This is a genomic window from Faecalibacterium sp. AF10-46 (assembly GCF_003604105.1).
GTDB lineage: Bacteria > Bacillota > Clostridia > Oscillospirales > Ruminococcaceae > Faecalibacterium > Faecalibacterium taiwanense.
In genome coordinates this window covers 140,394-154,940 of sequence record NZ_QVGY01000001.1, presented here as the reverse complement: position 1 = coordinate 154,940, position 14,547 = coordinate 140,394, and the positions used below count along the sequence as shown (strand labels likewise).

Sequence of the window (14,547 nt, the reverse complement as noted above, 5' to 3'; positions counted from 1 at the left end):
TAGCTCAGCTGGGAGTGCAAGCGTATCGCTTTTGTGCCCCACAGAGTTGTGGGCATTCAAATGGGGAGTATGTCGGTTGGTCGCCCAACCGAGTCACGCCCCTAAATATGGGCCTATAGCTCAGCTGGGAGAGCGTTCGGTTCGCATCCGAGAGGTCAAGGGTTCGAATCCCTCTAGGTCCACCAATTTGCCGCATCGTTTTGTACGATGCGGCGTTTCTTTTTGCCAATCTTTGCAAAATCGTGCATCATTCGTCTTGACAGCGCAAAATTACGTGTGCAGCATTTTTAGGCACAATGCTTATAGTTTCACCTGCTGTTTTGTCTAAAACGGCGATTCCGGCATTTGATGTACAACGCCCAACTTTTTGAGGATTTTGCGACTTATTTTTCTGTTTTTTGCCCCGTCCAGCCGATGCTGCGTGACGCTTAAACTCCTCGAACTCGTCCAGCGGCACATTGAGAACGATCTCGATATTATAGTCGCGTCCGACACGCACTTCCTTGATAAACTGTTTCAAAATACCGCTGGAATGCGAGATACAGAAGTCTGATTTATCTCCATACCTATTTTTATTGCTTCCTGAAACAGGGTAAAACAAAAGCCGCCCGAAGACGGCAAGATGCATCACGGAAGCAAATATGAACGCGGCTCAGGGCCATCAGAACAGATCCAGCATGTTGTCCAAATAAATTTCTTCCCGGACGCGCAGCTGATACTCAGGCTTTGTCATGTAGTAAAGCAGAAATTCCAGTATCAACGCGCTGCCCAGTCCCCGCCCCTCGATCTTGAAGTTGGAAAAGCCGCCGGGCAGATAAATTTTGCGGATATCCCCGGCCCCGATGAAGCCGGGGTTTTCCATTGCCTTTGAAAAACGATAGCCCTGCTGTGCGCCCGGCGCTGTGCAGCGGTGGTCCGGGCAGTCCTCGCCCAGATTTTTGCGGCTGACATTCTCGTAGCAGTGCTTTCTGTCCCGGCAGCCGTACCAGCAGCATTCGTTGCACAGAAATTCCACCTTGTCCTTCTGGTCCTGCGACAGGGTATCCAGCTCTGCAAACGACTTGTTCAGGCGGAAATCCGGCACAACATAGCGGAACTCTTCCCGTTCCGTCTCTCTGCGGAGCTGCTGAAAATCTGTAAGGACTTTTGTTGTGGAGGACACGAAATAAAGGCCCGGATACTGCCTTTTCAGGTAGTCCAGCAGCAGGTCCGAATGGACGATGACACCATTCTGCACACGGTTTTCTTTTTCAAACAGCGCACAGAGGGCATTGCATTTCCAGTCTGCAAGGTGCTCTTCCCGGAGCAGCGAATTGCTGAAGGTGAGCCGGGCCGATATGCCATATTCCTGCATCAGTGCAAGCACCCGATGCGGCTGTGCATCGCCAAAGCCAGCGCGGCCCCCGCCCCAGATGCAGTCGGCCGGTGCACCGTAGACCGAACCGATCTCGCACCAGTCGTAAAAATATTCCCTGTGTTCACGGAACAGCGGCAGAAACACACGGTACAGTTCATAAAATTCAAACAGTCCCGGAAGATGATAATATGCCGTGCCGCGTTCGTGCTGTGCCATTGCCGTGTGTGTTCCTCATTTCTGTAAGTTTCAGCTTCCCTGCAGCAGCTTTTGCGCTGCACCCGGAGATCTTTTTTCCAGTATAGCACAGTCCTGCCGGGAAAGAAATCATCTTCCTCTTGACCTTGAGCACACTCCAAGTTTTATCATGTGCATAAAGGCTCCTTCGGTCCGTTTTTTTGCAGAACTTCTCCTTCTGTTTTTTATCTCTCCTAATTTCAGCCGGTCAGCAGGCATCCACATTCTTGGTGACCATCACGTCACTGTCCAGCCCGCAGACGTTGTGCAGCACGATGGTGCCTGCCTTGACGGGGGCGGTCAGCACCACCTTGCGGATCTCGTCCATCACCGGGAAGATCATATCCTTGGGGACGGCCTTGGTCAGGCGGACGCTGGTAACGGGCAGCTCGCCGCCCTTAACCAGCACTGAGCTGGCGATGGTGCGGCGGGGCGCAGTCAGCTCCTGACGGACATACTGTTCGCCGCGGGGGCAGGTGTGACCGGTGACCGAGATCACCTGACCATTTTCAACTTCGGCTTCGATCTCGCAGCCGTTGGGGCAGACGATACAGGTAAATTGCTTTTTCATTCCACCGACACCTCCAGTGCGCCCGTTTCCTGCAGCTTGGCAGCAGAGACCTTGAACTGGATCATCTCCGCAGGAATGGCTTTCTTCATCTTCTTGGCAGCAACTTCCACACCGTTCTGGCGCACCACGATGCGGCAGTCACGGTAGTGGTTCCGCACGCGCAGCGACAGGCTGAAGTCGTTCTTGCCGCTGACCTTCTGCGGAATGGTGTGGCCCACGCCCTCGCCGCACTTCACGTCCAGCGTGCAGGGGTCGATGCCCTTGCCCTCAACGTAGGCGGCAGCGTGGCGTGCCAGTGCCTCGGACTCCATGGAAACAAAGTCCACCAGATCATGCACATGCAGCACATTGCCGGCAGAGAACACGCCGGGCACGTTGGTCTGCAGGTTCTCGTCCACGAAGGCACCGTTGGTGTGAGGATCAATGGCGATGCCGGCATCCTCCAGCAGCTTGTTCTCCGGGATCAGGCCGACGGAGAGGATCAGCGTATCGCACTTGTACTCCTTCTCGGTGCCGGGGATGGGCCGACGGTTCGCGTCCACCTCGGAGATGGTCACGCCGGTCAGACGATTGCGGCCATGGATCTCGGTGACGGTGTGGCTGAGATAGAGCGGGATATTGTAGTCATCCAGACACTGCACGATGTTGCGCGGCAGGCCGGAGGGGTAGGGCATCAGCTCGAACACTGCCTGCACATGAGCACCTTCCAGCGTCATGCGGCGGGCCATGATCATGCCGATATCGCCGGAACCGAGGATGATGACCTCCTTGCCGGGCATCCGGTTGTAGAGGTTCATGTAAGCCTGCGCGGTGCCTGCGGTGAACACTCCCGCCGGACGCTCGCCGGGAATGCCCAGTGCGCCGCGGCTGCGCTCCTTGCAGCCCATGGCGAGCACCACAGCCTTTGCCTGATACTGGCGCAGGCCGCTGCGGGTGGAGGCGGTGACGACACGATCTGCCGTCAGGCTCAGCACCGTGGCGCTGGTCTCGTAAGGGATCTCACGCTTGTTCACTTCATCAATGAACGCCTGTGCATATTCCGGGCCGGACAGGCTCTCGCCGAAGCGGCCCAGACCGAAGCCGTCATGGATGCACTGGCGCAGGATGCCGCCCAGCATCGCCTCGCGCTCCAGAATGATCATGTTGCGGATGCCCTGCTTGTGCAGCTCCACCGCTGCGGCAAGACCTGCAGGGCCGCCGCCGATAATCACAACATCTTTCTGTTCCATCGCTCAGTTCTCCTCCTTCCGCATATTGCCGGTGAGTACCCATGACCCCTGACGGCTGTAACGCACATTCTCCGGCTCGGTGCCCAGCTCCTGCTCAATGAAGTGTTCGATCTTCATCTGGCAGAAGCCGCCCTGACAGCCGCCCATCATGGCGCGGGTGCGGTACTTGATGCCGGTCATGGTGGAAACGCCCAGCGGGTTATGGATGGCCTGCAGGATCTCGGCCTTGGTCACTTCCTCACAGCTGCAGATCATCTCGCCATAATCGGGGTCCTGCGCGATGAGCTCTGCCTGCTGTTCCGGCGTGCACTCGGCAAACTTGACGATGCCCTTGTGGTGCGGGTCAAAGTCTGGGTTTTCCTCAAACTTTTCGCGCTCCTGCATCAGGCCGATGACGTAGCGGGCCAGCGGAACGCTGCCGGTCAGGCCCGGGGATTCAATGCCCACGAGGTTGACGGCATTGGGTGCCACGTCGTCCCGGATCTCCACCTTCCAGTCCTGAATGGCACCGTTTTCATCCACCCACTTGGGCTGGATGCCGGCGAAGGTGCGGATCTGATCCTTTTTAAAGATGTGGGGCCACAGCTTTGCGCCCTCCACGGCCAGACTGTCCATGTTGGCCTGCGGCACGCTGTAGTCGTCCAGCACATCGGTGTTCTCCGCGTCCGGGCCAACAGTCACGTTGCCGTCCACGGTGGGGGTGATGTGGATGCCCATATAGGTGTTGCTGGGCACCGGGTACACCGGCATAGGCAGCAGCTTGCCCATGCGCTTGTGCAGGATGATGTAGTTGCTGCGGGAGCCGATGACACGGTAGCCGGTCAGGCCCAGCAGGTCGGAGATCTGCTTTGCGCCCAGACCAGCGGCGTTGATCACCCAGCGGGTGCAGAAATCGCCATGGGCAGTATGCAGGTAGTACCGCTCATTTTCCCGGGTGATAGCCTCTACCTTGTGGTCAAAGAAGAAGTCCACGCTGTTGGTGTGTGCGTTCTCGGCCAGAGCCACCGTGTACAGGAACGGGTCCATGATGCCGCTGTTTTTGGACCACATGGCAAACTTGCCCACCACGGCTGGCACCAGCTCGTGCAGCTTTGCTTCATCGATCATCTCAAGGCCGGTGCAGCCGTTGACAGCGCCCTGCTTCATGGTGCGCTCCAGCTGCTCCATGTCCTCGGGGGTGTTGCCCACCAGCACCTTGCCGCAACGCTTGAACGGGAAGTTCAGCTCTTCGGCCAGCTGATCCATGATGCGGTTGCCTTCCACGCAGCATTTTGCTTTCAGGCTGCCAATGGGGTTGGCAAAGCCGCCGTGCACCACAGCGGAGTTGCGGCCGCTGGTCTCGTTGCAGACATCCAGATTTTTTTCCAGCACTGCAATGCTCAATTTGTAGCGTGAGAGTTCGCGTGCAATGGCGCTGCCCACGACACCTGCACCGATGATGACCACATCGTATTGTTTTTTCATGGTATCCACCTTTCTTCCTGATTTGGAGATCCTGCTTTTATGTTATATATTTCATTGACTAAAATATATAACATTTCATGATCTCTGTCAAGCCGTTTCCGGCAAAAAACTGCACAAAAAAATGCCGCATCTTTTGGCATAGATACGGCATTTCTGAACGTGATACGGTTGTTTCAGGCTTTGAAATAGTGTGGGAATGCTTCCCGGATCGCAGAAAGGTTCTCCGTGTAGCGCTGCATATGCTGCCCGGCAATGCGGTGTGCTGCCGCCGCATCCTTCTGTTCAATGGCTTTCAGCAGGCTGACGTGATCTTCGTAGATCGTTTTTGCGGGCCTGCAGCGGAAGCTGAGGATGGTGGTGCGGTCAAAATGCGGAGCCAGATTTTCCACCAGATCGTACCAGTACGGGCAGCCGCACTGCACATAAAGCAGCCGGTGGAACCCCTTGTCCAGCTCAAAGATCTTTTCTTCCTGTGCACGCTCAATGTACATGCGCCAGAGCGCCACGTTCTCCCACAGCTGGTCGATATCCGCCGGGGTCAGCTTTTCGCACGCCATGCGGGCGATCTCTGCTTCCAGCACAGCGCGCAGATGGCGCACTTCTTCCACCAGCTCTGCATCGATGAGAGAAACATAGGTGCCGATCTTGGGCCGGATCTCAATGAGCCGCCGCTGCGCCAGCTCCAGCTCTGCTTCCCGGAAGGGGGTGCGGCTCACCCCCAGCTGTTCGCACAATTCCGGCTCGTTCAGTTTTTCACCCGGCTCCAGACGGGTATTGATAATATTATCGATCAATACCCGCAGAACAAAACTTTTTGCAGATTCATGCTCTCTGCGCTCTGAAATCGTAATCATCGGAAGGCTCCTTTCCCTCACAGGGAAACACTGTTCTCAGACTGCTGGGTCAAGTATACCACACTGCACACCGGCGTAAAAGAGGACAATATATAAAAGGAAGAAAACTGTGTCAGAATTGTAAAAGATAAAATATTTTAACTATTATTCTTGACTTATCCAACGATTCGGCTATAATGGTCGTGTTCGCAAGAAACTTCAAAAAATTTAGATATTCAAAACAAATCAAAGGAGACTACTACCATGACATTTGAAGAAATGAAGAAGATCGTTGTTGATACCCTGAACTGCGACGAGGACAAGGTGACCATGGAGGCCAGCCTGACCGAGGATCTGGAGGCCGACAGTCTGGATGCCGTGGAGCTGAACATGGCTCTGGAAGATGCCTGCGGCGTGTCCATCCCGGACGAAGAGCTGGCAAAGCTCAAGACCGTGGGCGATATCTACAACTACATCACCGCACATATCTGAGGCAAAAAGCAATGAACGATATCCGAGATCTTTTCCCCGGCCGAATGCGGGAGCGCACCTTCCAGTTGAAGGCCAAGCGGGATGCCGGTGCCGTCTGGCACGAGCAGCAGTTTGTGGAGTGCAAGCAGTGCGGCCGCCGCGCCGCACGCACCCTGTGGGCAAGAAGCCTTTACGTCTGCCCCAACTGCGGCTACCACATGCCCATTGGCGGGTACTACCGGCTCAGTCTGGTGCTGGACCACGGCAGCTTCCGGGAACTGGATGCCGACCTTGCTCCACAGGATGTGCTGCATTTTCCGGGCTACCGTGAAAAGCTTGCCGCCGCCCAGAACAAGACCGGCCTGCGCGAAGCCGCTGTAACGGCCACCGGCCGCATCGGCGGGGTGGCCTGCGTGGCTGCCGTGCTGGACAGCCGCTTTTTCATGGGCAGCATGAGCACTGCCGTGGGCGACAAGATCACCCGCGCCATCGAATACGCCGCCGCAAAGCACCTGCCGCTGGTTATTTTTTCGGCCAGCGGCGGCGCGCGGATGCAGGAGGGCATTTTCAGCCTGATGCAGATGGCAAAGACCAGTGCCGCCATCCAGCGCTTTTCGGCAAAGGGCGGGTTGTACATCAGTGTGCTCACCCACCCCACCACCGGCGGTGTGACGGCCAGCTTTGCAAGCCTTGGCGACATCATGCTGGCAGAGCCTGGCGCACTGATCGGCTTTGCAGGTCCGCGGGTCATTGAGCAGACCATTGGCGAAAAGCTGCCTGCCGGATTCCAGCGCAGCGAGTTCCAGATGGAGCACGGCTTTGTGGATCAGGTGGTGCCCCGCAGCCAGCTGCGGGATACCCTGATCCAGGTCTTGCAGCTCCATGCAGGAGGAAAACACGAATGATCAAGGAAATTTTAGAGCAGCTGGCTCCGCTGGATGCCCAGATCGCCGCGCTGAAAGGCAGCGGCAACGAGATGGATGCCATTATGGCCCATGCCTCCGAGCTGGCAGAGCTGGCTGTGGAAGAGGACGAGATCCTGCGCACCTGCGGCCCGCTGACCGCCGAGGATCGGGTGTTTCTGGCCCGGCACCCGGAGCGCCCCCACATTGATGAGACCGTTTCTGCCCTGTTCACCGACTTCTTTGAGCAGCGCGGCGACCGTCAGTGCAAGGAAGACCCTGCCATTCTGGGCGGCATCGCCCGTTTTCACGGATTGCCGGTGACGGTCATCGGCCACCGCAAGGGCAGCACACTGGAAGAAAATCTGGCCTGTAACTTTGGTATGCCGGGGCCGGAGGGCTACCGCAAGGCCCTGCGCCTGATGAAGCAGGCCGAAAAGTTTGGCCGGCCCATCATCACCTTCATTGATACGCCGGGTGCTTACCCCGGCAAGGATGCCGAGGAGCGCGGTCAGGGCGAAGCCATTGCACGCAACCTGATGGAAATGAGCGGCCTGACCGTGCCGGTCATTGCCGTTGTCACCGGCGAAGGCTCTTCCGGCGGTGCGCTGGCACTGGGTGTGGCAAACCACATCCTCATGCTGGAAAATGCCGTTTACTCGGTGCTCAGCCCCGAGGGCTTTGCCAGCATTCTGTGGAAGGATGCTTCCCGCAGCGGCGAAGCCTGCGAGATGATGAAGCTGACCGCGCAGGATCTGTACAGCGATGGCATCGTGGAGCAGGTGATCCCGGAACCGTTGGGCGGCGCACAGCGCAGCCACGCAGCCTTGTTTGAACAGTTGGATGCTGCTTTGCGGGTGCACCTGAAAGAGCTGTGCCGCATGAGCGGCCGCCAGCTGGCCGACCAGCGCTATAAAAAATACCGCCAGATCGGAGAAACGAGGAACGCATGAGTGGTTTACAGCTGATCGCCACCGGCGGGGCCATCCCCGGCCGAACGGTCACCAACGAAGATCTGAGCCGCATGGTGGATACCAGCGACGAGTGGATCACCAGCCGCACCGGCATCCGCACCCGGCACTGGTGCACGGAGGATGAATCTGCCGCCACGCTGGCCATTTCCGCCGCAAAGCAGGCTTTGGCCCGCAGCGGCCTTGCCCCTGCGCAGATCGGGTGCTGCATCTGTGCCACCCTGTCCGCCCCAGACGCGACCCCCAGTGTAGCCTGTCAGGTGCAGGCGGCGCTGGGCCTTCCCGAGGACCGGCCTGCGCTGGATGTCAACGCGGCCTGTTCCGGCTTCCTCTACGGCATAGCCGTGGCGCGGGGACTGCTGACAACTTTGGGTGGACAGTATGCCCTCGTCATTGGGTGCGAAGCCCTTTCCCGCCTGATGGACCCCGCCGACCGCTCCACCTGTGTACTGTTTGGGGATGGAGCCGGTGCTGCCATTTTTCAGCTGTCGGACACTCCCTTTGCTCTGGCGCTGGGCGCGCGCGGCAGCGATGTTCTCCATGCGGGCGGGCCGAACCGCACAGGTTCTGCGCCCATCACCATGGACGGCAAGGCCGTATTCCGCTTTGCAGTGGATGCCCTGCCCAAGTGCCTGCACACTGTGCTGGATGAAACACAGCTGACCCTCGATGATCTTGAGTGGGTGGTCTGCCATCAGGCCAACAGCCGCATCATTGACCACTGCGTGCGGGCGCTGAAGGCCGACCCGGCAAAGTTCTACAAGAACATGGACCGCCACGGCAACACCAGCGCCGCCAGCATCCCGGTAGCCCTGAACGAGCTTGCCGAGAACGGGCAGCTGCAGCCGGGCCAGCTTCTGGCCTGCATCGGCTTTGGCGGCGGCCTGACATGGGGCGGCGCAATTTTTCAATACAAAGAGTAAAAATCATGTTCGGCAAACGGGCTCGCCCTCTCAGTCTCGCTCTGCTCGACAGCTCTCCCAAGGGGAGAGCCCTTGGCAGTACGGTAAACTTTTCGGTTTTGCCAAAGGCTCCCACTTTGGGGGAGCTGTCACCGAAGGTGACTGAGAGGGCGAGGACGCTTACCGATAGGATAAAACTATGAAACTTTTAAATGAAATTCTAGGCACAAAATACCCCATCATTCAGGGCGGCATGGCCAACATTGCCACCGGCGAGTTTGCCGCCGCCTGCTCCAACGCGGGTGCGCTGGGCATCATTGGTGCGGGCGGCATGAACGCCGACACCCTGCGCCAGAACATCCGCCGCTGCAAAGAGCTGACCGACAAGCCTTTTGGCGTGAACATCATGCTCATGCATCCGCAGGCAGATGAGTTTGCCAAGATCGTGGTGGAAGAGGGCGTGCCCGTTGTGACCACCGGTGCAGGCAACCCGGGCAAATATATCCCCGCGTGGAAAGCGGCAGGCATCAAGGTGATCCCGGTTGTCGCCGCCGCCGTTCTGGCAAAGCATCTGGAGCCGCTGGGCATCGATGCTGTCATTGCTGAGGGCACCGAGAGCGGCGGCCATGTGGGCGAAATGGCTACCATGGCGCTGGTGCCGCAGGTGGTGGATGCCGTAAATGTACCCGTCATTGCAGCTGGCGGCATCGCCGATGGCCGCCAGCTGGCAGCAGCTCTGGCTCTGGGCGCCTGCGGCGTGCAGGTAGGCACCTGCCTGCTGGTGAGCGAAGAGTGCCCCATCCATGAAAACTACAAAGCCGCCCTGCTCAAGGCCAAGGACAGCGATACCATCGTGACCGGCCGAAGCGTGGGTGCGCCGGTGCGAGTGCTGAAAAACCGAATGAGCCGCGAATATGTCCGGCAGGAAAACGCCGGTGCCGACAAGATGGAGCTGGAAAAGTACACCCTTGGCAGCCTGCGCCGCGCCGTGTTTGAGGGCGACACCACCACCGGAAGCCTGATGGCCGGTCAGGTGGCAGGCATGCTGCACGAGGTGCGCCCGGTGGCGGATATTCTTGCAGACCTGTGGAACGGCGGGAGGCAGCGCATTGCCGCGCTGAGCACCGAATGCTGACCCTCGGCAGAAAGGCCCTGTCTGTGCCTATCCTACAGGGCGGCATGGGTGTGGGCGTTTCCCTCGGCGGGCTGGCCGGTGCCGTTGCAGCCTGCGGCGGCATGGGGTGCATCTCCACCGCCGATGCAGGCTACCGGGAGCCGGACTTTGCCCGTGACCCGGCAAGCGCCAACCACCGTGCCCTGACCGCCGAGATTCAGAAAGCAAAGGAGATTGCGAAGGGCGCGGGCATGGTAGCCATCAATGCCATGGTGGCAACGCAGGATTATGCGGCCGCGATCCGCACCGCTGTGGAAGCGGGCGTGGACGCGGTGGTGTCCGGCGCGGGCCTGCCGTTGGAGCTGCCCGGCATCGTAAACACAACGGATGTTGCCATCGCGCCCATCGTTTCCAGCGGAAGAGCCGCAAAGCTCATCCTGCGCCGCTGGGCCAAAGAGTTTGGCCGCACCGCTGATTTTGTGGTGATCGAAGGCTGCAAGGCAGGCGGACACCTCGGCTTTGCCGAAGATGACCTGCTGGCAGGCAAATGCCAGACCCTCGATGACATTCTGCCCGAGGTGCTGGCCGAGGTAAAGCCCTTTGAAGCACAGTTTGGCCACAGCATCCCCGTGTTTGTGGCAGGCGGCGTGTATACCGGTGCCGATATGGCCCACTTTACCGCAATGGGCGCTGCGGGCGTACAGCTTGCTACCCGCTTTATCACCACCTACGAGTGCGACGCATCCCAGGGCTACAAGGACGTTCTGCTGAACGCCCGGCCCGAGGATGTACGGATCATCCACAGTCCGGTGGGAATGCCGGGCCGTGCACTGAACACCCCGCTGGTGCAGGCGCTGGCAGAGGGGACCCGCTTCCCTCCCCGGCACTGTGCCCGCTGCCTGAAGACCTGCGACCCCGCCAAGGTGCCCTACTGCATCACCCACGCGCTCATCAAAGCCGTAAAGGGCAATGTGGAGGAGGGTCTGTTCTTCTGCGGGGCCAACGTGGGCAGGCTGGACCGGATGCGCACGGTACAGGAGCTGATGGATGAACTTGTGACCGAATGGAGGCAAAATCAATGAAGCTTGCCGTTTTATATGCCGGTCAGGGGGCACAGCACCCCGGCATGGGCAAAGAATTTTACGAAAGCTCTCCCGCGTTCCGGGCGGCATTTGACAGTGCAGAGCTGGACTTCGACCTGCACCGCGTCTGCTTTAAGGACCCCGACGGCCTTTTGAATCAGACCGAATACACCCAGCCCTGCATGGTGGCCTTTGCCTGCGGCGTGACCGCAGTGCTGACCCAGCAGGGCGTGAAACCCGCTTATGTGGCCGGGCTTTCGCTGGGCGAATACTCCGCGCTGGAAGCTGCCGGGGTGTTCACCGCAAAGCAGGCCATCGAGCTGGCCGCTTACCGCGGCAAAGCCATGGCCGAAGCTGCAAAGGGCATCGACTGCGGCATGACCGCCGTGCTGAACCTTGACCGGCAGGCACTTGCAGCCTGCTGTGAGCAGGCTGCACAGCTCGGCTGTGTGCAGATCTGCAACTACAACTGCCCGGGCCAGCTGGTCATCGGCGGCGAGAAAGCCGCTGTGGACAAAGCCGCCGCACTGGCCAAAGAAGCCGGTGCCCGCCGCTGCATCCCGCTCAAGGTGAGCGGCCCGTTCCACACCCGCCTCATGGCCCCCGCCGGGGATGCACTGGCAAAGCGTTTTGCGTCTGAGTCCTTTGGCGAGATGCAGGTGCCGGTGCTGTTCAACTGCCTTGGCCGTGAAAAGGCTGACGTCGACAACATCCCGGCGCTGCTGGTGAAGCAGGTGCAGAGCAGCGTTTACATGGAAGATACGCTCCGCCGCCTCGGTGAGCTGGGCGTAGACCATATTCTGGAAGTCGGCCCGGGCAGTGCTCTGGCTGGCTTTGTGAAAAAGACCCTGCCCGGCGTGGTCTGCGCTTCGGTGGAGACCCCGGAGCAGCTGAGCGCCGCACTGACAGCATGGAAGGAAGAGCTATGAGCGAAGAAACGATCACTCGCACCGCCGTTGTTACTGGCGGAAGCCGGGGCATTGGCCGGGCTGTGTGCATCCAGCTGGCAAAGCAGGGCTGCAATGTCGTGGTGAATTACTGCCACGGCGAAGCTGCAGCTGCCGAGACGGTGGCTCTGTGCAAGGCCGAAAACGCAAATGCCGTGGCTGTGCAGGCCGATGTTTCCACTGCCGAGGGCTGCAAAGCGCTCTTTGAACAGGCGCTGAACGCCTTTGGCCGGGTGGATATCCTTGTGAACAACGCGGGCATTACTCGCGATAATCTGATCCTGCGCATGAGCGAGGAGGACTTCGATGCAGTGCTGAACGCAAACCTCAAGGGGGCGTTCCTCTGCTGCAAGGAGGCCGCCCGTCGCATGGTGCGCCAGCGCTGGGGCCGCATCGTGAACCTTTCCAGTGTGGTGGCCCTGCGGGGCAACGCCGGCCAGACCAATTACGCCGCCAGCAAGGCGGGCCTGATCGGCCTGACCAAAAGCCTTGCCCGCGAGCTGGCAAGCCGCAATGTGACCGTGAATGCGGTCGCGCCGGGCTTTATCGAGACCGACATGACCGCCGCCCTGCCGAAAGCCGTCCGTGCCGAAATGGCAAAGGGCATCCCCGCAGGCCGCGCAGGAAAGCCGGAGGATGTGGCAAATGCAGTGGCATTTTTTGCCGCAGAACAAAGCAGCTATCTCACCGGGCAGGTGCTCTGTGCAGACGGCGGCATGGCAATGTAAAAGGAGAAAACTCTCATGGAAAAACGCAGAGTCGTGATCACCGGCCTTGGCACCGTGAACCCGCTGGGCAACAACACCGCCGACAGCTGGGCCGCTGCCAAAGCGGGCAAATGCGGCATCGGCCCCATTACCCAGTTCGATACCACCGATTTTAAATGCAAGCTGGCAGGCGAGGTGAAGGGCTTTGACCCGGAAACCATCGTGGACAAAAAGGAAGCCCGCAAGATGGCCCGCTTTACCGTTCTGGCCTTTGCTGCCGCCGCCGAAGCGGTTGCAGACAGCGGTCTGGACACCGAAGCGGAAGCCAAACAGATCGGTGTCATCCTTTCCAGCGGCATCGGCGGTCTGCCCACCATTGAGGAGCAGCACACCCGTGGTGAAGAGAAGGGCATGGAAAAGGTAAGTCCCTATTTCGTGCCCATGTCCATTGCAAACATGGCGGCGGCACAGGTGGCCATCCGCTTTGGTCTGAAGGGCATGTGCACCTGCCCGGTGACGGCCTGCGCCGGCGGCACCAATGCCGTAGGCGATGCCTTCCACCGCATCCGTGACGGCTACGAGACCGCCATGGTCTGCGGCGGTGCAGAGAGCTGCATCAGCCCTCTGGGCATCGGCGGCTTTACCAGCATGAAAGCGCTTTCCACCGCGACCGATCCGGATGCAGCCAGCCTGCCCTTTGACGCGCGGCGCGGCGGCTTCGTGATGGGCGAAGGCAGCGGTGTGCTGGTGCTGGAAGAGCTGGAGCATGCCCGTGCCCGCGGTGCGCACATCTACGCCGAGGTGGTGGGCTACGGTGCCAACTGCGATGCCTACCACTTCACCGCCCCCGCCCCCGGCGGCGCAGGTGCCATCGACTGCATGGCGCTGACGCTGGCGGATGCAGGCATCGCACCGGAGCAGGTGGACCACATCAACGCCCACGGCACCGGCACCCACATGAACGATGCCTGCGAGACCGCCGCCATCCATGCAGTGTTCGGCGAACACGCAAAGCAGCTGACCGTGGTGAGCACCAAGAGCATGACCGGCCATCTGCTGGGCGGTGCGGGCGGCATCGAAGCCGTATTTACAGCGCTGGCCCTGCATGACCAGTTTGCGCCGCCCACCATCCACTATGAGCAGCCCGATCCCGAATGTGATCTGGACTATGTGCCGAACACTGGCCGTGCACAGGCCATGACCTACGCACTGAGCAACAGTCTGGGCTTTGGCGGGCACAACGCCTGCATCGCCCTGCGCAGATGGGAGGGCTGACCCATGGCAGAACCCCGCACCGTGCGTGCAGACGCAAACGCCCTGAACAGTGAGGAGATTGCGGCGCTTCTGCCGCACCGCTACCCCTTTGCCCTTGTGGACCGCATTTTGGACTACGAGCCGGGCCAGTGGGCCATCGGCCGCAAGTGCGTGAGCCGCAATGAGGAATTTTTCTGCGGACATTTTCCCGGCCAGCCGGTGATGCCGGGAGTGCTCATTCTGGAAGCACTGGCCCAGACCGGCGCGGTGGCAGCGCTCAGCCTGCCGGAGAACAAGGGCAAACTGGCCCTCTTCGGCGGCATCAAGAATGCCCGCTTCCGCAAGCAGGTCACCCCCGGCGATGTGCTCACCCTGCACTGTGAACTGGTAGAGCAGCACGGCCCGGTGGGCGTGGGCAAAGCCTCGGCGTGGGTGGACGGCAAGTGCGCCGCCACCGCCGAGCTGACCTTTGTGCTGACCGACCCCAACGCCTAAAAACACCCCTGTGA

At 59.8% G+C, this 14,547-nt stretch carries 16 protein-coding genes and 1 tRNA gene; 11 read left to right on the top strand and 6 right to left on the bottom strand.

The window, feature by feature from the left end:
* The first annotated feature begins 109 nt into the window (after positions 1-109).
* Positions 110-185, top strand: a tRNA-Ala gene (locus DWV57_RS00845).
* Positions 186-247: 62 nt separating this feature from the next.
* Here the strand turns inward: DWV57_RS00845 and DWV57_RS00840 are convergent.
* The 6 genes from DWV57_RS00840 to DWV57_RS00815 form a co-directional block, all read right to left on the bottom strand.
* Positions 248-520 (bottom strand): hypothetical protein, encoded by a 273-nt coding sequence (locus DWV57_RS00840; RefSeq protein ID WP_187119390.1) that lies wholly within the window; start codon positions 518-520, stop codon positions 248-250.
* Between the two features lie 141 nt (positions 521-661).
* The gene (locus DWV57_RS00835; protein WP_120019647.1) at positions 662-1,573 is read right to left on the bottom strand and encodes a hypothetical protein; all 912 of its coding nucleotides are present in this window, start codon (positions 1,571-1,573) and stop codon (positions 662-664) included.
* Positions 1,574-1,799: 226 nt separating this feature from the next.
* Positions 1,800-2,162 (bottom strand): DUF1667 domain-containing protein, encoded by a 363-nt coding sequence (locus DWV57_RS00830; protein WP_097774754.1) that lies wholly within the window; start codon positions 2,160-2,162, stop codon positions 1,800-1,802.
* Complete coding sequence (locus DWV57_RS00825) at positions 2,159-3,391, bottom strand: FAD-dependent oxidoreductase (RefSeq protein WP_120019646.1); 1,233 nt, start codon at positions 3,389-3,391, stop codon at positions 2,159-2,161. Before DWV57_RS00825 ends, DWV57_RS00830 begins: the two co-directional genes overlap by 4 nt.
* 3 nt (positions 3,392-3,394) lie before the next feature.
* Complete coding sequence (locus DWV57_RS00820) at positions 3,395-4,855, bottom strand: NAD(P)/FAD-dependent oxidoreductase (RefSeq protein ID WP_120019645.1); 1,461 nt, start codon at positions 4,853-4,855, stop codon at positions 3,395-3,397.
* Positions 4,856-5,028: 173 nt separating this feature from the next.
* On the bottom strand, positions 5,029-5,709 hold the full coding sequence (locus DWV57_RS00815; protein ID WP_097778254.1) for a GntR family transcriptional regulator: 681 nt from the start codon (positions 5,707-5,709) through the stop codon (positions 5,029-5,031).
* A 243-nt stretch (positions 5,710-5,952) separates the two neighbouring features.
* Between DWV57_RS00815 and acpP the strand changes: the two genes are divergently transcribed.
* The 10 genes from acpP to fabZ all read left to right on the top strand — a co-directional run bounded on the left by acpP (position 5,953) and on the right by fabZ (position 14,533).
* Positions 5,953-6,180 (top strand): acyl carrier protein, encoded by a 228-nt coding sequence (gene acpP, locus DWV57_RS00810; protein ID WP_005939770.1) that lies wholly within the window; start codon positions 5,953-5,955, stop codon positions 6,178-6,180.
* Between the two features lie 11 nt (positions 6,181-6,191).
* Positions 6,192-7,064: an acetyl-CoA carboxylase, carboxyltransferase subunit beta gene (accD, locus tag DWV57_RS00805; protein WP_097774750.1), complete on the top strand. Its 873-nt coding sequence runs from the start codon at positions 6,192-6,194 to the stop codon at positions 7,062-7,064.
* Entirely contained in the window at positions 7,061-8,014 is a 954-nt protein-coding gene (locus DWV57_RS00800) for an acetyl-CoA carboxylase carboxyltransferase subunit alpha (protein WP_120019644.1), read from the top strand. Before accD ends, DWV57_RS00800 begins: the two co-directional genes overlap by 4 nt.
* Positions 8,011-8,955, top strand: a complete 945-nt coding sequence (locus DWV57_RS00795; protein ID WP_120019643.1) for a beta-ketoacyl-ACP synthase III — start codon at positions 8,011-8,013, stop codon at positions 8,953-8,955. The genes DWV57_RS00800 and DWV57_RS00795 overlap by 4 nt, the downstream gene beginning before the upstream one ends.
* Positions 8,956-9,133: 178 nt before the next feature.
* The gene (locus tag DWV57_RS00790) at positions 9,134-10,069 is read left to right on the top strand and encodes a DUF561 domain-containing protein (protein WP_120019642.1); all 936 of its coding nucleotides are present in this window, start codon (positions 9,134-9,136) and stop codon (positions 10,067-10,069) included.
* The gene (locus DWV57_RS00785) at positions 10,063-11,130 is read left to right on the top strand and encodes a nitronate monooxygenase family protein (protein WP_120019641.1); all 1,068 of its coding nucleotides are present in this window, start codon (positions 10,063-10,065) and stop codon (positions 11,128-11,130) included. The genes DWV57_RS00790 and DWV57_RS00785 overlap by 7 nt, the downstream gene beginning before the upstream one ends.
* Positions 11,127-12,059, top strand: a complete 933-nt coding sequence (gene fabD, locus DWV57_RS00780) for an ACP S-malonyltransferase (protein WP_120019640.1) — start codon at positions 11,127-11,129, stop codon at positions 12,057-12,059. The genes DWV57_RS00785 and fabD overlap by 4 nt, the downstream gene beginning before the upstream one ends.
* Positions 12,056-12,805 carry a 3-oxoacyl-[acyl-carrier-protein] reductase gene (fabG, locus tag DWV57_RS00775; protein ID WP_120019639.1) on the top strand — a complete coding sequence of 250 codons (750 nt, stop codon included), beginning with the start codon at positions 12,056-12,058 and terminating at the stop codon, positions 12,803-12,805. Before fabD ends, fabG begins: the two co-directional genes overlap by 4 nt.
* Positions 12,806-12,820: 15 nt before the next feature.
* Entirely contained in the window at positions 12,821-14,059 is a 1,239-nt protein-coding gene (gene fabF, locus DWV57_RS00770) for a beta-ketoacyl-ACP synthase II (protein WP_120019638.1), read from the top strand.
* Positions 14,060-14,062: 3 nt separating this feature from the next.
* A complete protein-coding gene (gene fabZ / locus DWV57_RS00765; RefSeq protein ID WP_005939736.1) occupies positions 14,063-14,533 on the top strand; it encodes a 3-hydroxyacyl-ACP dehydratase FabZ in 471 nt (156 codons plus the stop codon).
* The last annotated feature ends 14 nt before the right edge of the window (positions 14,534-14,547 follow it).